Origin of the sequence: Virgibacillus sp. LDC-1, from assembly GCF_030137545.1 — a bacterium.
Lineage (GTDB): Bacteria > Bacillota > Bacilli > Bacillales > Amphibacillaceae > LDC-1.
Genome location: NZ_JARUVL010000006.1, coordinates 1 through 18,304, shown reverse-complemented (window position 1 = coordinate 18,304; position 18,304 = coordinate 1). Strand labels below are relative to the sequence as shown.

The 18,304-nt window shown below is 36.5% G+C and carries 20 protein-coding genes; 15 read left to right on the top strand and 5 right to left on the bottom strand.

What is annotated here, in order from left to right; all coding sequences use genetic code 11:
• Positions 1-5: 5 nt before the first annotated feature.
• From QBK89_RS07015 to QBK89_RS07000, 4 genes are read right to left on the bottom strand one after another with little or no spacing between them, the layout of a single operon-like run.
• Positions 6-1,379, bottom strand: a complete 1,374-nt coding sequence (locus QBK89_RS07015) for an aldehyde dehydrogenase (RefSeq protein ID WP_284140330.1) — start codon at positions 1,377-1,379, stop codon at positions 6-8.
• Positions 1,366-2,310 carry a ribonuclease Z gene (gene rnz, locus QBK89_RS07010; RefSeq protein ID WP_284140329.1) on the bottom strand — a complete coding sequence of 315 codons (945 nt, stop codon included), beginning with the start codon at positions 2,308-2,310 and terminating at the stop codon, positions 1,366-1,368. Before rnz ends, QBK89_RS07015 begins: the two co-directional genes overlap by 14 nt.
• Positions 2,311-2,330: 20 nt before the next feature.
• Positions 2,331-3,347 (bottom strand): NADPH dehydrogenase NamA, encoded by a 1,017-nt coding sequence (namA, locus tag QBK89_RS07005; RefSeq protein ID WP_284140328.1) that lies wholly within the window; start codon positions 3,345-3,347, stop codon positions 2,331-2,333.
• A gap of 35 nt (positions 3,348-3,382) precedes the next feature.
• Positions 3,383-4,123 (bottom strand): glycerophosphodiester phosphodiesterase, encoded by a 741-nt coding sequence (locus QBK89_RS07000; RefSeq protein ID WP_284140327.1) that lies wholly within the window; start codon positions 4,121-4,123, stop codon positions 3,383-3,385.
• Between the two features lie 140 nt (positions 4,124-4,263).
• On the opposite strand from QBK89_RS07000, the gene QBK89_RS06995 reads away from it, so the two are divergent.
• Both QBK89_RS06995 and QBK89_RS06990 read left to right on the top strand, forming a co-directional pair.
• Positions 4,264-5,229 (top strand): MBL fold metallo-hydrolase, encoded by a 966-nt coding sequence (locus QBK89_RS06995; RefSeq protein ID WP_284140326.1) that lies wholly within the window; start codon positions 4,264-4,266, stop codon positions 5,227-5,229.
• A complete protein-coding gene (locus QBK89_RS06990; RefSeq protein WP_284140325.1) occupies positions 5,213-6,007 on the top strand; it encodes an SDR family NAD(P)-dependent oxidoreductase in 795 nt (264 codons plus the stop codon). The genes QBK89_RS06995 and QBK89_RS06990 overlap by 17 nt, the downstream gene beginning before the upstream one ends.
• Positions 6,008-6,280: 273 nt before the next feature.
• Here QBK89_RS06990 and QBK89_RS06985 read toward each other — a convergent pair whose 3' ends face one another.
• A complete protein-coding gene (locus QBK89_RS06985; RefSeq protein WP_284140324.1) occupies positions 6,281-7,210 on the bottom strand; it encodes an aldo/keto reductase in 930 nt (309 codons plus the stop codon).
• A gap of 162 nt (positions 7,211-7,372) precedes the next feature.
• On the opposite strand from QBK89_RS06985, the gene QBK89_RS06980 reads away from it, so the two are divergent.
• The 13 genes from QBK89_RS06980 (at position 7,373) to sigF (ending at position 18,158) form a co-directional block, all read left to right on the top strand.
• On the top strand, positions 7,373-7,915 hold the full coding sequence (locus tag QBK89_RS06980) for an NUDIX hydrolase (protein WP_284140323.1): 543 nt from the start codon (positions 7,373-7,375) through the stop codon (positions 7,913-7,915).
• 2 nt (positions 7,916-7,917) lie between these two features.
• Positions 7,918-9,090, top strand: a complete 1,173-nt coding sequence (locus tag QBK89_RS06975; protein ID WP_284140322.1) for an endonuclease Q family protein — start codon at positions 7,918-7,920, stop codon at positions 9,088-9,090.
• A gap of 94 nt (positions 9,091-9,184) precedes the next feature.
• Entirely contained in the window at positions 9,185-9,826 is a 642-nt protein-coding gene (spoIIM, locus tag QBK89_RS06970; protein ID WP_284140321.1) for a stage II sporulation protein M, read from the top strand.
• Positions 9,827-9,966: 140 nt separating this feature from the next.
• Positions 9,967-10,419 carry a ferric iron uptake transcriptional regulator gene (gene fur, locus QBK89_RS06965; RefSeq protein ID WP_284140320.1) on the top strand — a complete coding sequence of 151 codons (453 nt, stop codon included), beginning with the start codon at positions 9,967-9,969 and terminating at the stop codon, positions 10,417-10,419.
• A 237-nt stretch (positions 10,420-10,656) separates the two neighbouring features.
• A complete protein-coding gene (locus QBK89_RS06960) occupies positions 10,657-10,863 on the top strand; it encodes a DUF4227 family protein (RefSeq protein ID WP_284140319.1) in 207 nt (68 codons plus the stop codon).
• A gap of 5 nt (positions 10,864-10,868) precedes the next feature.
• On the top strand, positions 10,869-11,762 hold the full coding sequence (xerD, locus tag QBK89_RS06955; protein WP_284140318.1) for a site-specific tyrosine recombinase XerD: 894 nt from the start codon (positions 10,869-10,871) through the stop codon (positions 11,760-11,762).
• An 88-nt stretch (positions 11,763-11,850) separates the two neighbouring features.
• Entirely contained in the window at positions 11,851-13,029 is a 1,179-nt protein-coding gene (gene deoB / locus QBK89_RS06950; protein ID WP_284140317.1) for a phosphopentomutase, read from the top strand.
• Between the two features lie 20 nt (positions 13,030-13,049).
• Positions 13,050-13,871: a purine-nucleoside phosphorylase gene (locus QBK89_RS06945; protein WP_284140316.1), complete on the top strand. Its 822-nt coding sequence runs from the start codon at positions 13,050-13,052 to the stop codon at positions 13,869-13,871.
• Positions 13,872-13,891: 20 nt separating this feature from the next.
• On the top strand, positions 13,892-15,196 hold the full coding sequence (locus tag QBK89_RS06940) for a pyrimidine-nucleoside phosphorylase (RefSeq protein ID WP_284140315.1): 1,305 nt from the start codon (positions 13,892-13,894) through the stop codon (positions 15,194-15,196).
• 114 nt (positions 15,197-15,310) lie between these two features.
• A complete protein-coding gene (locus QBK89_RS06935) occupies positions 15,311-16,501 on the top strand; it encodes a D-alanyl-D-alanine carboxypeptidase family protein (protein WP_284140314.1) in 1,191 nt (396 codons plus the stop codon).
• Between the two features lie 103 nt (positions 16,502-16,604).
• Positions 16,605-16,958, top strand: coding sequence for an anti-sigma F factor antagonist (spoIIAA, locus tag QBK89_RS06930; protein ID WP_284140313.1), 354 nt, complete (start codon positions 16,605-16,607; stop codon positions 16,956-16,958).
• Positions 16,955-17,395: an anti-sigma F factor gene (spoIIAB, locus tag QBK89_RS06925; protein ID WP_284140312.1), complete on the top strand. Its 441-nt coding sequence runs from the start codon at positions 16,955-16,957 to the stop codon at positions 17,393-17,395. The genes spoIIAA and spoIIAB overlap by 4 nt, the downstream gene beginning before the upstream one ends.
• A 10-nt stretch (positions 17,396-17,405) precedes the next feature.
• Complete coding sequence (gene sigF / locus QBK89_RS06920; protein WP_284140311.1) at positions 17,406-18,158, top strand: RNA polymerase sporulation sigma factor SigF; 753 nt, start codon at positions 17,406-17,408, stop codon at positions 18,156-18,158.
• The last annotated feature ends 146 nt before the right edge of the window (positions 18,159-18,304 follow it).

Genomic DNA, 18,304 nt, shown 5'->3' with positions numbered 1-18,304 from the left:
GAATTTTAGAAAAATCTTTTTATAATGGCACTTGTAATTTTTCCACCAGGATAGCGAAAGGGTAAATCAAATGATGTTGTTTGTTTCATGACGCTTTTTTGATGGGTAAATGTATCAAAGCTATATTTTCCGTGATAAGCGCCCATCCCACTTGAACCAACACCACCAAAGGGGAGATGCGGGTTTGCAAGATGATACAATGTATCGTTCATACACCCACCGCCAAAGGAAAGTTGCGAAACAATCGAATCCTGTTTTCTTTTTTTGTTGCCAAAATAATAAAGTGCTAACGGCTTTTCTTTTTGCTGCAGCTCTGCAACTACTTCATCAATATGATCAAAAGGAAGGATAGGGAGTAATGGACCAAATATTTCTTCCTGCATAATTGAATCTTCCCAAGTTATACCCTCTAAAACAGTTGGTTCGATTTGTAGACTTGTTTTATCGCTCTTTCCGCCAATAACAATTTGACCATCCTCTAAAAAGCTACATAAACGCTTGAAATGTCGTTTCGATACAATACGTACATATTGTTTGTTTTCGAGAGGGGATTTACCATAAAGCTCTCTAACATACTTGCGGATTTGCTTTAGTAGCTTTTTCTTTACTTGTCTATGAACATAAAGAAAATCAGGTGCAACACAGGTTTGACCTGCATTAGTAAATTTGCCCCATACAATTCGTTTTGCTGCAAGCTCAAGGTTTGCATCTTTATCTACAATCGCTGGACTTTTACCTCCTAATTCTAGTGTTACTGGAGTAAGGTGTTTACTAGCTTCTTCCATGACAACCTTGCCAATAGCTGTACTTCCTGTGAAAAATATATAATCGAAGCGCTGTTTTAAAAGCATCTGACTCGTCTCTTTGTCTCCTTCTACAACAGTAAAAAAGGAAGCTTCAAAGAAGTGACTGACCATTTGCGCCAATAATGTTGATGTTGCTGGTGTTAATTCCGACGGTTTAAGAATAACGGTATTACCAGCAGCAATAGCTCCAATAGCAGGGGCGATTGCTAATTGAATAGGGTAATTCCATGGAGAGATGATTAAAGTAACACCATATGGGTCTTTGTATATCCAATTTGTTGTTCCTTGGTGTGTAATTGGGCGTTCTACTTTATCAGGTGCCATCCATTTCTTAAGATTTTTTTTCGCAAAATCAATTTCGCTGTAAAGTAAACCCATTTCGGTTGTCAACGATTCGTGCTCGGATTTGTTTAAATCTGCTTTTAATGCGTTGTATATGTCACGTTCGTATGTTTTAAGCATTTGCTTTAAATTATCTAGCTGGTTAATCCGAAACGAATAATCCTTTGTTTGGTTCGTAAAGAAAAACTGTCTTTGGTTTTGAACAAGTTCAGCTATTTTAATCAATCTCATCCACTCCTTTAATTAATGGGATATCGAGCATTAAGAAATCAGAGGCAAGCTCTGTATTTGGAAAGATAGCTTTTGCTTCATCCAATAACCTTGGATAATCCTCCTTTTGAAATCGGGAAGATATATGGGTTAATATGAGTTTTTTGACGCCAGCATCCTTTGCTGTTTGCGCAGCCTGTGCTGTCGTAGAATGGTAATAATTTTTTGCTAATAGCACCTGTTCCTCACTAAAGGTTGCTTCATGGACGAGTAAATCCGAGTTTCTTATAAAAGATTGAAATGCTTTATTAAATCGAGTATCTCCTAAAATAGTTATGACTCTACCAGGCTTATTTGGACCAAGAAACTGATGTCGGTGCAGTTCTTGTCCATCAGGAGCAATTGTCACATCATTGTTTTTAATTTTCTGGTATATGGGACCAGGGGGAATACCAATCTCCATTAACTTATCAACTTGTAATTCTCCTAGCTTGTCTTTTTCTTCGATACGAAAACCATAGCTTGGAATACCGTGTTCTAGTTTCTTTGCAAAAACAGTTACATTCGCATCTTCATAAATTTTCCCTTCTTCTATTTCCACGATTGTTAATGGATATGTCAAATGACTTTCACTGAGCTGTAGGCTTGTTTCAATATATTGTTTAATCCCTGGGGGACCAAACAGTTGCAATTCATCCTTCCCACCTTGAAAGGAACGAGAGCTAAGAAATCCTGGCAACCCAAAAATATGGTCTCCATGTAAGTGTGTAATGAATACTTTATTAATTTTCCCTGGCTTGATAGATGTACAGAGTATTTGATGCTGTGTTCCTTCGCCACAGTCGAATAACCACGTACTATTTAATTCCTGTGCCATATGAAGTGCAATGGAAGTGACATTTCGTTCCTTGGAAGGAATCCCTGCACCAGTTCCTAAAAAAATAATTTTCATATTATCTCTCCTAAAAGCAGTTATTTCCATCCTCTTTTGTAACTTAAAGGTGCAGGTATAGAAATATTTAATTCATCTGCGACTTGTTTTGGCCAATATGGATTTCTTAACAGTGCTCTTCCAATAAATACAAGATCTGCTCGCTTATTTTGAATAATTTCCTCAGCCTGTACTCCTGAAGTAATTAATCCTACTGCCCCTGTAGAAATCGAAAGGTTGTTTTTAATAGTTTCACTATATGTTACTTGATAGCCTGGGTAGGAAGAAATAGCGGCAGGAACCACACCACCTGAACTACAATCGATTAAATCAACTCCAGCAGATTTCATTTGCTTAGCAATGTACAGTATATCCTCAATTGTATTTCCTTTCTCATCGTATTCATTCGCTGAAATGCGAACAAACACTGGTCCATTCCAGACGGTTTTTATTGCTTCTATGATTTCTTTTAAAAACCGATAACGATTTTGAATCGATCCACCATACCTATCTGTTCGTATGTTTGTTAATGGTGAAAGGAATTGGTTAATTAAATAGCCATGGGCGGCATGAATTTCGATTATGTCAAACCCAGCAGCTTTCGCGCGTTTTGCACCTTCTTTAAATGCTAATACTGTTCGATTAATATCTCCCTGTTCCATTGCAACTGGCATCTTTGATGTTTCATCAAATGAAAGAGGGGAGGGCGCATAGGCGTTTGATTGGAGAACTGCCTTTCTTCCAGCGTGACCAAGCTGAATAGCTGTCTTCGCTCCATAGGAATGAAGCTCATCATTTAAAGTCTTTAGTCCATCAATGTGCACATCATTCCAAATCCCTAAATCATTTGCAGAAATGCGTCCTTCTGGAAGAACTGCTGTAGCTTCTACCATTATTAATCCTACCTGACCAACTGCTCTCGAAATATAATGTGTCATATGAAAAGGGGTGATTTTACCAGTTTCATCCTGAGATGCATACATACACATTGGTGACATGACAATTCGATTTTTAAGTGTTATATCCTTAAATTGAATGGGTGAAAAAAGCGAGGGCATCAAATTCCTCCTTCATATTTAAATCTTTTCGCATTTTATTTATGCTTATTATATACCTTTCGGAAGGCTATTGCTTTATCAGGAACATCTGTAAAAATCCCATCCGCTTCCGCTTTAAAAGCAGCATGCATTCTTCTTGTGCTATTAATTGTATACACGCGTAGTGGCATTCCTTTCGCATGACAAGCTTTTACTAAGTTCTGATTGAGTAAGCGGTATTTTACATGTAATGCATTTGCTCCTATGCTAGCAGCCGTCTTAACAAGATTGCCACATTTCCTTGAAGCAAGTAAGGCGACGCCTACCTTATGTTGAAATTGTTTCATTCTTTCTACACTATTAGGATTAAAAGTAGAAATGGTACTATTTGCAAGCAATTGATAGTGTGCTAGCATTTCATATACAATATTCTCGATATGCTTATAATCTATTTTATTATTTTTTAATTCTATATTTAAAGTTAACTGCTTGTTTTTAGCCCATCGTAAAAATTCCTCTAAGCTTACAATTTGTGTTCCAGTATAGGTGCGAGAAAACCAAGCTCCTGCATCGAGTGATGTCACTGTATCCCATGTCATGTCTTTAATAAAGCCACGTCCATTCGTAGTTCGTTTTACATTTTCATCATGGATAAGAACAGGAACATTGTCCTTCGTCAGCTGAACATCTACTTCTATACCTTCTGCACCCATATCATAAGCAAGCTCAAAGGCGGGCATCGTATTTTCTGGTGCAATTCTACTTGCACCTCGATGGGCAATAATTTCAGTTTTCATGGTTTCACCTCTTGGTTTGATTGTGTTTTATTTTACTTATAAAGTCAATTCATTCGGTGTCAAATTGAACAATGACAAATGACATGAATGAAGGTAAACTATAAGATAATGAATGATGATTCACTTCCGGAGGGATGCACATGACATTTCATATAAATTCTATTCACCAACTAACGATACCAACACCTTTTTCAGTGGGTGACACACATGTATATTTACTAAAAGGAGATACACTAACCTTAATTGATGCGGGTATCAAAACGGTTGAGGCAAAAAAAGCCATGACTGAACAATTACATGCACTCGGATACGGACTGGAGGATATTGAACAAATTATTTTAACGCATCATCATCCTGATCATATTGGTTTAATTGAAGCGTTTCCTCGTCTTCAGCATCTTGTTGCTGATCAGAAGGTCGATGCATGGCTAACTCGAGATGAAGCTTTTCTCCAATCCTATGAACAATTTTTTAGGGAACTCTTTATTAGCTCTGGTGTACCAGCGCATTTTTATCCATACCTTGATCAACTTCGGAAGCCACTATCCTATGCTGGAAAAGGAAAGCTAACGAAAACTTTAGGGGAAGGAGATCTTCTTCCAGGACACGAGGATTGGGTGACAGTAAATACTGCTGGACATGCACAATCTCACCTATCTTTTTATCGAGAAAAAGACGGTACGTTCATTGGTGGAGATCATTTGCTATATCATATTTCATCCAATCCATTATTGGAACCGCCGATTAATCAAAAGGAGAGACCAAAACCGTTGCTCCAATATCGACAGAATTTAGAAAAATGCTTGCGCATGGATATTAATCAGGTTCTTCCAGGACATGGAAAGATATTTACAGAGCCCGCTCCCATTATAAAAGATAGACTTAAAAAGCAGGAAGAGCGAGCTTTAAAGGTGCTTTCTATGGTAAGGAGTCATCCAAGCTCTGCCTTCCAATTATGCCAGCAGTTATTTCCTCATCAATATGAGCGGCAACTTGATTTGACGATGTCTGAAACAATCGGACAATTAGATTATTTAGAGGAAAAAAAGCTAATTAAAAAAAGAATGAAAGACGGGGTATTCATTTATTATGAACAAACGAATTAAGGATAAGAAGATTATTGTAACAGGTGCCTCTAGTGGGCTTGGAAAGGAAATCGCATGGAAAATCGCCGCGAACGGTGGTGTTCCGATTATGATTTCCCGTTCAATGGATAAAATGCAGTTAGAAATGGAACAGATAAAAACTACATATGGGATTCAGAGTTATTGTTATGAAGCTGATTTAGAGGATGAAGGAGCAATTGAAGCAATTGTTTATACAATTATAGAAGAGCAGCAAACGATTCATGCTTTAATTAACAATGCTGGAATCGGTTTTTTTCAATATATTAAAGAGATGGAGTGGAAACAGGTTGAACGGATGTTTCAATTAAACACCTTTGCGGTAATGCATTTGACTAGACTTCTTTTACCACATTTTCTAGCAAGAAAAGAGGGGCATTTTATTACGGTTGCTTCACAAGCAGCAAAGCTCGCCACTCCGAAGGCTTCATACTACGCAGCCTCTAAGCATGCCATCTTAGGTTATACAAATGCGTTACGCTTGGAGCTTTCCAAGGATCCAATTAAGGTAACAGCCGTAAATCTAGGTCCGGTTCGAACAAATTTCTTTGCAGTAGCGGATCCAGAAGGAACATATGTGAAAAATATAGAAAAATATATGCTTGACCCAGAACAAGTAGCAATAAAAATTGTCAATCGTTTATTTACAAACAAACGGGAAATTAATATGCCATATTGGATGGAGCTAGGAAGTAAATTACATTATTTGTTCCCTAATATTATGGAAACATTATTGCACAAACAGTTTCATCAAAAATAAAAATGATTAAAAAAATGGGGATAAGACATAACAAGCGTAATTGTATCAAACTAGTATTTTGCAGTATTTTCTTTTCCCTGGCCACAGCCTCAACTAACTTGGAAAAGCGTAATTTCTAGCCCTAGTTAGTTGAGGTTCGCGCCGTTCCAAGGACAAGGAATGCTTTAGTAGCGACATATCGCACAATTTTCTTTTCAAGGATTCTCTTCATTTACTCCACGGTAACTTATATTTCGTTCGGATTTATCGAATGAAAAATCCTTTTCGCTCAGCCTAGTAAATTCGATGATTCGTATATGTATTTAATCGAGTTATTTGTTGCAGGTTATTGTATAAATCTTTATAAATTGGTGTCTGTACATCAATCTCAATAGCCTCTTCTAGCTGATTTATGCTGCTTGCACCAAAAACAGTTGTTACAACTGCCGGATGTAGAAGCGGGTAAGTTAATGCTATTTCATGTATAGATGAACCGTTGGCATCCACAAGCGATTTTAATCGCTCAAATAAGGCAGTTAGCTCCGACATTGAATAATCTAAATAACCGTTACTAGCTTTCTTTTCTATCTGTGCACTGCCATGTTTACTTAGTATTCCTTTTGCAAGTGGACCTCTTGCTAACACACTTATGTGGTTTTTGTGAAGAAGATCAAGTATTTCTTCCTCTGGACGTCGATCTAATAAGCTATACTGCATCATCACTCCGTCGATATTCGACCGTTTCACATATTCATGAATGACATTCGGACGAATAGAAGAGATCCCGTAAGCTCGAATATAGCCTGCTTGTTTCAATGATTCAAATGCTTCAATTGTTTCATCAATTGGATCCTCAATTGTTCCACCATGAAGCATACAAAAATCAAGATAATCAGTTTGAAGACGTTTAAGACTATTTTTCACTGCGTTTTTGATATATTGCTTTGAAGGATCCCAGTACCATTCTTTATTTTTTTGATTAAAATGATTGCCAACCTTTGTTGATAAAACGATTTGATGTCTTTTGTCTTGAATGGCATCGCCAACTATTTCCTCATTCCAACCAAAATCATAAAGATCAGCTGTATCTAAATGATTGATTCCCGCATCAATTGCGCGATCAATCATTGCTTTTGCATGCTGTTTATTCGTTCCTAGTGACATACACCCGAGCGTTAATGCTGACATTTCAATGTCTGATTTACCAAGTCTGTTTTTTCGCATTTTATTCCACCTTTCATCTCATTACCATTATTTTAAAAAGGAAAAGAACAAAGTACAACTATTACATAACTTTCATGAGTAGAATTTATGCTAAAATGGAAGCACCATCTATATTAACCACTAACATATCTAGTTTTATATATTTTGAAGGGATGGCTCTAAATGAAAAACTTTGAAGAAAAAACGATAAATAGCAAAGCCATTTTTAAAGGAAATGTAGTAGAGCTTCAAGTAGATGAAGTCTTACTTCCGAATGGCAAAACAGCTTCACGTGAACTTATTAAGCACCCAGGTGCAGTAGGTGTTATCGCCATCACAAGGGACAAAAAGATTGTTTTCGTTAAACAATATCGAAAAGCCTTAGAAAAAACATTAATTGAGATTCCAGCTGGCAAATTAGAAAAAGGGGAAAAACCAGAGAGAACAGCGATACGTGAATTAGAAGAAGAAACAGGCTATACAACAAATGAGCTTCGATTCGTTGATTCATTTTATACATCACCTGGTTTTGCGGATGAACATATGTATATTTATTTGACGGATCAACTATCAAAATTAGAAACACCACCTGCTGGTGATGATGATGAGTTTGTAGAATTATTAGAACTTACACTAGATGAAGCAAAGCAGCTTGTGTACAATCAAGAAATTCAGGATGCGAAAACGAATTATTCAATCTTATATTTAGATAGTTTGGGGTTGTAATCATGTTAGAAACGTATTTTGCAGATATGCATATTCATATAGGACGAGATATATTCGATAAGCCAGTAAAAATCACTGGAGCAAAAACATTAACGGTGACAAATATTTTAAAGGAATCTAGTCGAAATAAAGGAATAAATATGATCGGGATCATTGATTGTCAATCTCCCAATGTACAGCTGGAAATAAAGCAGCTAATAGAAAAAAAGCAGGCATGCGAGCTTCCAGATGGCGGGATTCGTTTTGAAGAGGTTACGTTAATACTTGGTTCAGAAATTGAAGTATATGATAACGCCTGCCAAGGACCGATCCATGTTTTATGTTACTTTCCCACATTAGAAAATCTAGAATTGTTTTCAGCCTGGTTAACAGGGAGAATGAAAAATATTACATTAAGCACCCAGCGTTATTATGGAACAGCCAAAGAATTACAATATAAAGTAAAAGAGCTTGCTGGTATCTTTATTCCAGCCCACGTTTTCACCCCTTTTAAAAGCTTGTATGGCAAAGGAGTAAAAAGCTCATTAACAGAGGTATTTGATCCTGATCTAATTGATGGAATTGAATTAGGTTTAAGTGCAGATATGGGAATGGCTGATCAAATTGAAGAATTACATCGATATACATATTTGACGAATTCAGATGCACATTCACTCCCGAAAATTGCCCGAGAGTATCAAGAAATGGTATTGGAGCAACCGTCTTTTAAAGAATTTCAATGGGCTCTCCATCACATAGATGGAAGAAGCATCATGAAAAATTATGGTATGAATCCTCAATTAGGTAAATATTACACAACGGTTTGCGATGATTGTAGTCTACCATTGACACCCAAATTAGATCAATGTCCGAGTTGTCATTCGAACAAAGTAATAAAAGGGGTTTACGACCGAATTCAAGAATTAAAGTCAGGAGCAGGTTCACTTAATGAACGCCCGACTTATTTATATCAAGTTCCATTAGAGTATTTGCCAGGTTTAGGACCAAAAACGCATGAAAAATTACTAAACAAATTTGGAACAGAAATGTTTGTTCTTCACCACGCCTCCTATGAAGCGCTTCTATCAGTAGTAGGTGAAAAACTAGCAACATTGATATGTAAAATGAGAGAAGGAGAAATTAAGATAAAGGCTGGCGGGGGAGGGAAATACGGCTCATTATTACCTGAAGAATAGTAGTCCGTCGAAAAAATAATAGATACAAGGTATTTTTAACGGAATTCCTTCATAGTTTTATATGAAAGCAGCTTATCGAATGGAGGAATTCCACATGTACTCAAGCAAAGGACAATTACTAAATCATTTTAGAGAACACGCAACCATTTATGTTTTTATGATAATTTTATTTGTAACTGGCGTTATTTTTGGAGCGGTCATTGTAAATAGTATGAATGTCATTCAAAAACAAGAGCTTTTCTTTTATCTCGAAAAGTTTTTTGGTCAAATTGCATCTGAAAGTCAAATTTCTAGTAGTGAAGTTTTTAAGAACAGCTTTTTATATCATGCAAAATACTTACTCCTGCTTTTCATTCTAGGTCTATCCATTATTGGACTTCCCATTGTATGGATTTTGTTATTTATTAAAGGCCTTGTTGTCGGATTTACTGTTGGCTTTCTTGTGAATCAGCTTGGTATGGAAGGATTTTTACTTGCATCTTTTTCGATTGCGCCACAAAACTTTATTATTATTCCTGTGTACATTATAGCTGGAAGTCTATCGATGATATTTTCGCTAATTTTATTAAATAAATTATTTTCAAGAAGAGTAACAGAGCCTGTCCTACAGCCTTTCGGGAAATATCTTTCTGTATATTTAGGTTTATTCATTTTCGCAATGTGCGCAGGGGCATTAGAAGCGTTTGTAGCTAATGAAGCAATGAGTTCTTTTATTCAGTCGTATTTTTCTAAATGAGAATACTATAAAACATCATTTGTCTATAATAATGATTATATAATAATAATTATTATCATTTGTTTGTTGTATCCATTTTATTTTGACACTTTAATTAGGAGTGCATATAATAAAGATGGGATATGAGGAGGGAACCTGCCATGGAACATCGAATAGATCGGATAAAAAAGCAGCTCCACGCGCAAAGCTACAAGCTAACTCCGCAACGAGAAGCAACAGTAAGAGTGTTGCTGGAAAGAGAAGAAGATCATTTAAGTGCGGAGGATATTTATTTATTAGTTAAGGAAAAAGCACCAGAAATTGGGCTAGCAACAGTATATCGCACATTAGAATTATTATCTGAACTAAAGATAGTAGATAAGATAAACTTTGGTGACGGTGTTTCTCGATATGATTTACGTAAGGAAGGCGCGGAGCATTTTCATCATCATTTAGTATGTATTGAATGTGGTTCGGTTGAAGAAGTTGTTGATGACTTGCTAGGCGATGTGGAAAAAATCATTGAAAACGATTGGGGATTTCAGGTTAAAGATCATCGCTTAACCTTTCATGGAATATGCAAACAATGTCAAAAAGCGACAGTAAAATCTTAATAAGTGATACGCTTGCCTTTTTATATTTGAAAAGGCAATTTTTATTAAATGTGAAAACATTTAGAACAAGTTAGAAGTGGATGTGCATTTTATTTACAAAATGAATGAAATACGATATTTTAAGAGTATAAGGTATAAATAAACAAGATTTTCAGATTGTTTTCCCATTGTATGTATAAAGCTTGTCTTTTTTGGCATATCTTTTAATAATAATTTTATTATGAGGAGATTTGTTGGATGAAATATATGCTTTGGGATGTAATTAAAGTCTTTGTTTTATTTATTGCATGTACGTTTTTATTCTATTTCGGTTTACGTATTATGCACTCAGAGTATGAACAGTTTCATAGATACGACACACCAGAAGGACCATCTGTTAAAGTTTTTAATGAGAATGAAAACGTAAAGGATAAATACAATGTCTTTTTTCGGTTTGGAGAGTAACAGATATGCTAAAACATGCGTATGATGATTTTTTTCACTATTTATTAATTGAAAGAGGACTTGCAGACAATACCCTTTCTTCCTATAAAAGAGACTTATCAAATTATCAGCGTTATATTAGTGAAACCGTTCATGTAACGGATTGGAATGCTGTTGGTCGAAAGGACATACTTGGTTTTCTCTACAAGCTAAAGGATGAAGGGAAATCTGCCGCAACGCTGGCACGAACAACATCATCCATTCGCTTGTTTCATCAATTTTTAGTACGTGAAAGTCTGGTGGACCATGATGCCAGTCTTCACATTGAAACACCTCGGAAGGAACGAAGACTACCAAATGTATTATCCTTGCAGGAAGTAGATGCACTTCTTGAGTTGAAACTAGATTCACCATTAGCGATTCGTAACAAGGCGATGATTGAACTTCTTTATGCTACTGGTTTACGAGTTTCTGAGTTAATTTCATTAAAAATGAGTGATCTTCATTTAATGATGGGTTTTGTACGTTGTGTTGGAAAGGGCTCAAAGGAGCGCATTGTACCAATTGGCGATGCTGCCGCCGCAGCTTTACAGCAATATTTAGAAGAAGTACGAGGTAAGCTCGTTAAAAATAGTGCTGAAGAAAACGCTTTATTTGTTAATCATCATGGTAGAGCGATGTCAAGGCAAGGTTTTTGGAAAATATTGAACCAAATCGCACTTCAGGCCAATATTAATAAAAAGATCACACCACATATGTTGAGACATTCATTTGCCACACACTTATTGGAAAACGGTGCAGATTTAAGAGCAGTGCAAGAGATGTTGGGACATGCTGATATCGCTACTACGCAAATTTATACGCATGTAACAAAAGCTAGATTAAAGGATGTATACAAAGCGTTTCATCCAAGAGCATAATATTTTTACATAAAGTTGTCTGACATCATACTTCTTAATCGAATATGAATTGATTATTTGGGTAAATCATATATAGGAGGGAAATTGAATGAAAAACTTTAAACGTGTATTCTTAGTTGTAATGGATTCAGTAGGAATTGGTGAGGCACCAGATGCTGCTAAATTTAACGATGTCGGTGCAGATACATTAGGACATATTGCGGAGCAAATGGGTGGCTTGAATATGCCTAATATGGCAAAGCTTGGTCTTAGTAATATTCGCGAAATTAAAGGTGTTGAAAAGCAATCAACTCCTTTAGCTCACTTTACGAAAATGGAAGAGGCTTCAAACGGGAAGGATACAATGACTGGTCATTGGGAAATTATGGGGCTAAACATTCAAAAACCATTTCAGACGTTTCCGGATGGATTTCCTGCTGAGTTAATAAATGAATTGGAAAGTAAAACCGGTAGAGCTATTATTGGAAATAAGCCTGCTTCAGGTACTGCTATTCTCGATGAACTCGGTGAGGAGCACATGAAAACAGGTGCACTCATTGTTTATACTTCTGCTGATTCGGTTTTACAAATTGCAGCACATGAAGAAGTTGTACCATTAGAGGAGCTTTATCGAATTTGTGAAATAGCTCGCGAGCTTACATTAGATGAAAAATACATGGTAGGCAGAGTGATTGCTCGTCCTTTTGTTGGGAAGCCAGGAGCATTTGAAAGAACTTCAAACCGTCATGATTATGCGTTAAAGCCCTTTGGCAGAACGGTGATGAATGAATTAAAAGACAATAAGCACGATGTGATTGCTTTAGGAAAAATCTCTGATATTTATGATGGAGAAGGTGTAACGGAAGCAATAAGAACGGTAGATAATGAAGATGGAATGACGAAGCTTATTCAATCAATGGATAAAGATTTTACAGGCATCAGCTTTCTTAACTTAGTTGATTTCGATGCCAAGTATGGGCATCGTCGAGATCCAATTGGCTATGGAAAAGCGTTAGAAGCATATGATGCAAGACTTCCAGAAGTTTTTGAGAAGCTAACGGATGATGATTTATTAATCATTACTGCAGACCATGGTAATGATCCTGTTCACCATGGAACGGATCATACACGAGAATATGTGCCATTACTCATTTATCATACATCAATTGATGTTGGCAGACAGCTTCCAATCCGAAAAACATTTGCAGATATCGGAGCTACCATAGCTGATAATTTTGCGATTCAACAACCAAATCATGGCACAAGCTTTTTATCAGAAATTAAATAAGAGGTAAGGGGGAATTTAAAATGAAACATGCTGCATTAAAAGAAGCAAGTGCATTTATTCAGTCTCATTTAAAGGAGACACCGACAATAGGTTTAATATTAGGATCAGGTTTAGGAGTACTAGCTGATGAAATAGAGCATCCAGTTACGATTCCTTATACGGAAATACCGCATTTCCCGGTTTCTACTGTGTCAGGACATAAGGGACAGCTTGTAGTAGGAGAGTTAAATGGAAAACAAGTGATCGCAATGCAAGGACGATTTCATTTTTATGAAGGATATAGTATGGAGCAAGTGACTTTCCCGGTTCGAATCATGAAACTTCTCGGGATTGAAACGATCATCGTCACAAATGCTGCGGGAGGAATTAATAAAGCATTTGAACCTGGCGACTTAATGATTATTACTGACCATATTAATAACATGGGTACAAATCCATTAATCGGACCAAATGACGATGAGTTTGGCGTTCGATTCCCAGATATGTCATCTGTTTATGATAAGGAATATATCCAAATTGCTTTAGACTGTGCACAGAATCTTAAATTAGACGTACGTCAGGGGGTTTATGTTGGAAATACAGGACCTAGCTATGAGACTCCTGCAGAGATTAACATGTTGCGCACATTAGGTGGCGATGCTGTAGGAATGTCTACTGTTCCTGAAGTTATTATCGCAGCACATGCTGGTTTACGTGTGCTTGGAGTCTCATGTATTTCTAATATGGCAGCTGGTATTTTAGAGCAACCATTAACTCATCAAGAGGTAATTGAAACGACAGATAAAGTAAGAGAGGATTTCTTGCGCTTTATAAAGAAAATTATTCTGTCTTTACCAAACTAATATGAAAAAGGTGATCAAAAATGAGAATGTATGACATCATTGAGAAAAAAAGAGATGGGAAAGCACTGACCAAAGATGAAATTGAATTTTTTGTTAATGGGTATACAGATGGTTCCATACCAGATTATCAAGTAAGTGCGCTTTTAATGGCAATTTATTTGCAGGATATGAATCAAGAGGAACGGGCAATATTAACAACTGCAATGGTTGAATCTGGTGATAAAATCGATTTATCTGCAATCGACGGAATTAAAGTAGATAAACATTCAACAGGTGGGGTTGGAGATACAACGACATTGATTCTTGCACCCTTAGTAGCTTCTGTTGATGTTCCAGTTGCTAAGATGAGTGGACGAGGACTTGGACACACAGGAGGAACTATCGATAAGCTAGAAGCAGTTCCTGGTTTTCATGTGGAAATTTCAAATGATGAATTTATTGACTTAGTAAATAAAAATAAAGTTGCTGTTATTGGTCAATCTGGAAATTTGACGCCTGCTGACAAGAAAATATATAGCTTGCGAGATGTTACTGCAACAGTTAGTTCTATTCCATTAATTGCTAGCTCTATAATGAGTAAAAAAATAGCAGCAGGTGCAGATGCCATTGTTTTAGACGTTAAAACGGGTGCAGGTGCGTTTATGAAGAATGAAACGGATGCGAAGGAATTAGCACATGCAATGGTATCGATTGGCAATAAAGTAGGTCGGAATACAATGGCAGTTATTTCGGATATGAGCCAACCACTAGGAAGAGCTATTGGGAATGCATTAGAGATTAAGGAAGCAATTGATACACTCCAAGGAAATGGTCCAGATGATTTAACAGAACTTTGTCTAACCCTAGGTAGTCAAATGGTTGTTCTAGCTCAAAAAGCGAAGACAATTGAGGATGCAAGAGCAATGCTCGAAGAAAATCTACGCAATGGGAAGGCACTCGCACACTTTAAGCTATTTTTAGCTTCCCAAGGTGGCGATGCAACGGTTGTAGATCACCCCGAACAATTGCCACAGGCCAAATATCAAATAGAATTAATAGCTAAAAAATCTGGTACAGTTGCAGAGATTGTTGCAAATGAAATAGGTGCAGCAGCAATGATGCTTGGTGCTGGGAGAGCTACCAAAGAATCAATCATTGACTTAGCAGTTGGTATTGTGTTGCACAAAAAAGTCGGCGATCCTGTTCAAGAGGGCGAAGCTTTATTAACGATTCACAGCAATTCAGAGGATGTACAAGATGTGATGGATAAGCTGTATGCCAATATTAATATTTCCACAGAAACAGTTACACCACCAACATTAATCTATAATGTCGTTACCGAATAATCGAAAATCTGGATAGCTAATCAAAACACACATTTTTTATGTGTGTTTTTTTTTGTTATAAATGCCAGGTTGAATGGCAACACTATATTTATATTATGTGTTGGAGGGTAAACAATGAAAAAGTATGCAGTAATTACCTGGATCATCTGTTTTATGTATGTTATCACAAGCATTCCCGTGCATGGCCAACAAGTGAATGAAAAGACAAATGAGGATTATAGTAAGTTAAACTTTGCCGAGGACGTTAAATCAGCAATTTTGATTGAACGCGATACAGGAAAACTGCTTTATGATAAAAATGCGCATGAACAGTTACCACCAGCAAGTATGACGAAAATAATGACCCTTTTATTAATTATGGAAGAACTAGAGAAAGGAAAACTCCAAAAAGATGAAGTTGTTCGGGTAAGTGAAAATGCAGCTTCAATGGGAGGGTCACAAGTATTTTTGGAAGCGGGAGAAGAAATGACTGTTAATGATCTAATAAAAGGAGTTGCAATTGCCTCGGGAAATGATGCTAGTGTTGCTTTAGCAGAAAGAATTGCAGGTAGTGAGGAAGCCTTTGTAGAAAAGATGAATAAAAAGGTTAGTGAGCTCGGCTTAGAAAATACGAAGTTTCAAAATGTATCTGGACTACCAGCCGAAGAGCATTATAGTACCGCATTCGATATGGCAATTATCTCAAAGGAGCTTCTTAAATACGAATCAATTACAGAGTATACATCTATTTATGAAGATTATTTACGAAAAGGACAAGAGAACGAATTTTGGTTAGTAAATACAAATAAGCTTGTGAAATTTTATCCTGGTGTGGATGGATTAAAAACGGGTTATACAAATGAAGCGAAATATTGCTTAACTGCTACAGCAAAAAAAGGAGATATGCGTGTTATATCTGTTGTTATGGGAGCAAATACAATCAAGAAAAGAAATGCGGTCACATCCCAAATGCTTGATTATGCATTTAACCATTATGAAACGAAACAACTGTTTAAAAAAGGACAAATCATTACTAGACTTGACCTCCTAAAAGCGGAGCAGAGCAATTTTAAAGTTATTACGCCACAATCCTTAAGTATCCTTTATAAGAAGGGTGAGGAAATCGATAATATTACAACGTCTATTAGTATCAATAACAATATTAAATTACCTTTAAATAAAGGAGATGCTGTTGGATTTCTAACGATTTATAAAGGAAAGGACATTATTGGGAAATCGGAGCTAGTTGTCGAACAGCCAATTGAAAAAGCTTCCTATTTCACTTTATTAAAACGAGCAATGCAAGATATGTCGAAAGCAAAATAATTTCATCTATTTTAGACGAATTGTTACTTCTTTTGTCTTTAAGCAGGATTTCTCCCATTTAATAAAGAACTTAACCTACAAAGGAAAGTAAGGAGGAAATTAAATGGGATTAACCTATTCATTTCATGTGAGAGAAGATGTTTTAATTGTAAGGCTTCAAGGTGAGTTAGATCATCATGAAGCAGAAGCTCTACGAGAAAATTGGAAGGATATGATGTATAAAAATGCAATCAAACATGTCATTCTTAATTTAGAAGCTGTGACGTTTATGGATAGTTCGGGACTTGGGGTGGTTTTAGGACGGTATAAGGAGGTTTTACAATTAGGTGGAGAAATGATTGTTTGCTCTATTGAACCTTCAATCAAACGTTTGTTTGAAATGTCGGGTCTCTTTAAAATTATTCGATTAGAGGAAAATGAGAATTATGCATTAGCTACGTTGGGGGTGGCTTCATGAAAAACGAAATGTATATTGAGTTTTCGAGTGTGAGTGAAAATGAATCTTTTGCACGTGTGACCATTGGTTCATTTGTAGCGCAGCTTGATCCAACGATGGATGAGCTTACGGAAATTAAAACCGTCGTTTCAGAAGCAGTTACAAATGCAATTATTCATGGCTATAATAATGAGCCAAATCATAAAGTGGCGATAAGCTGTATGTTGTATGAAGATGAGATCGAATTAATTATTCGTGATGAGGGAATCGGTATTGAAAATGTCGACGAGGCAAGAGAACCGTTATACACGTCGAAACCAGAGCTTGAAAGATCCGGAATGGGTTTTACAATTATTGAGAATTTCATGGATTCAGTTGAGGTAGTATCCCATACAGGAAAAGGAACGACCGTTTACATGAAAAAACAGTTCTTAAAAAGTAAAACGGTTCGTAATTAGGAAGCTGTCTATGGATGTTAATGTGAAACAAGATATGAAGGATGCCTTGACTGACGCACAAGTAAAAGACTTTATTTACCGAAGTCAACATGGAGATAAAGCAGCACGAGATATTCTGGTAGAACGAAACGTACGATTGGTATGGTCAGTAGTTCAACGCTTTCTTAATAGAGGATATGACCCAGAGGATCTCTTCCAAATAGGTAGTATCGGTTTAATCAAATCGATTGATAAATTTGATTTGTCTTATGATGTACGTTTTTCCACCTATGCTGTTCCAATGATTATCGGAGAAATACAACGATTTTTACGAGATGATGGCAGTGTCAAAGTAAGTCGTTCACTGAAAGAAATCGGCAACAAAGTACGTAGAAAAAAAGATGAATTAACAAAGAAATTAGGAAGATCACCAACGGTTTCTGAGATCGCCAATGCATTAGACATAACTGCAGAAGAAGTAGTTCATGCTCAAGAAGCAAGTAAAGCTCCACATTCCATTCACGAAACGGTATTTGAAAATGATGGTGATCCAATCACGTTATTAGATCAAATAGCCGAGGATGAATCAAGTTGGTTTGATAAGCTTTCACTACAAGAAGCAATTCGCGGGTTAGATGAACGGGAAAGGCTTATCGTATATTTGCGGTATTATAAAGATCAAACACAATCAGAAGTTGCTGAACGTCTTGGAATATCACAAGTACAAGTTTCTCGATTAGAAAAAAAAATATTGCACGATATGAAAGAAAAGATGAACCTTTAAAATCACTACAAATTGTGGTGATTTTTTTATTACTGGTTTTAAAACCACAGGCTCTGCCTGTGTGAGAATTCAACTTGTAGAGTTGTAACAGACAAATCTCCTTTCGGTATAATAGAGCTGGCCGTCAAACCGACTCTATATACGAA

Excerpts from the sequence above, each read along its gene's own strand:
- QBK89_RS07015 (WP_284140330.1), bottom strand. The coding sequence starts at position 1,379 with ATGAGATTGATTAAAATAGCTGAACTTGTTCAAAACCAAAGACAGTTT.
- rnz (WP_284140329.1), bottom strand. The coding sequence starts at position 2,310 with ATGAAAATTATTTTTTTAGGAACTGGTGCAGGGATTCCTTCCAAGGAA.
- namA (WP_284140328.1), bottom strand. The coding sequence starts at position 3,347 with ATGCCCTCGCTTTTTTCACCCATTCAATTTAAGGATATAACACTTAAA.
- QBK89_RS07000 (WP_284140327.1), bottom strand. The coding sequence starts at position 4,123 with ATGAAAACTGAAATTATTGCCCATCGAGGTGCAAGTAGAATTGCACCA.
- QBK89_RS06995 (WP_284140326.1), top strand. The coding sequence starts at position 4,264 with ATGACATTTCATATAAATTCTATTCACCAACTAACGATACCAACACCT.
- QBK89_RS06990 (WP_284140325.1), top strand. The coding sequence starts at position 5,213 with ATGAACAAACGAATTAAGGATAAGAAGATTATTGTAACAGGTGCCTCT.
- QBK89_RS06985 (WP_284140324.1), bottom strand. The coding sequence starts at position 7,210 with ATGCGAAAAAACAGACTTGGTAAATCAGACATTGAAATGTCAGCATTA.
- QBK89_RS06980 (WP_284140323.1), top strand. The coding sequence starts at position 7,373 with ATGAAAAACTTTGAAGAAAAAACGATAAATAGCAAAGCCATTTTTAAA.
- QBK89_RS06975 (WP_284140322.1), top strand. The coding sequence starts at position 7,918 with ATGTTAGAAACGTATTTTGCAGATATGCATATTCATATAGGACGAGAT.
- spoIIM (WP_284140321.1), top strand. The coding sequence starts at position 9,185 with ATGTACTCAAGCAAAGGACAATTACTAAATCATTTTAGAGAACACGCA.
- fur (WP_284140320.1), top strand. The coding sequence starts at position 9,967 with ATGGAACATCGAATAGATCGGATAAAAAAGCAGCTCCACGCGCAAAGC.
- QBK89_RS06960 (WP_284140319.1), top strand. The coding sequence starts at position 10,657 with ATGAAATATATGCTTTGGGATGTAATTAAAGTCTTTGTTTTATTTATT.
- xerD (WP_284140318.1), top strand. The coding sequence starts at position 10,869 with ATGCTAAAACATGCGTATGATGATTTTTTTCACTATTTATTAATTGAA.
- deoB (WP_284140317.1), top strand. The coding sequence starts at position 11,851 with ATGAAAAACTTTAAACGTGTATTCTTAGTTGTAATGGATTCAGTAGGA.
- QBK89_RS06945 (WP_284140316.1), top strand. The coding sequence starts at position 13,050 with ATGAAACATGCTGCATTAAAAGAAGCAAGTGCATTTATTCAGTCTCAT.
- QBK89_RS06940 (WP_284140315.1), top strand. The coding sequence starts at position 13,892 with ATGAGAATGTATGACATCATTGAGAAAAAAAGAGATGGGAAAGCACTG.
- QBK89_RS06935 (WP_284140314.1), top strand. The coding sequence starts at position 15,311 with ATGAAAAAGTATGCAGTAATTACCTGGATCATCTGTTTTATGTATGTT.
- spoIIAA (WP_284140313.1), top strand. The coding sequence starts at position 16,605 with ATGGGATTAACCTATTCATTTCATGTGAGAGAAGATGTTTTAATTGTA.
- spoIIAB (WP_284140312.1), top strand. The coding sequence starts at position 16,955 with ATGAAAAACGAAATGTATATTGAGTTTTCGAGTGTGAGTGAAAATGAA.
- sigF (WP_284140311.1), top strand. The coding sequence starts at position 17,406 with ATGGATGTTAATGTGAAACAAGATATGAAGGATGCCTTGACTGACGCA.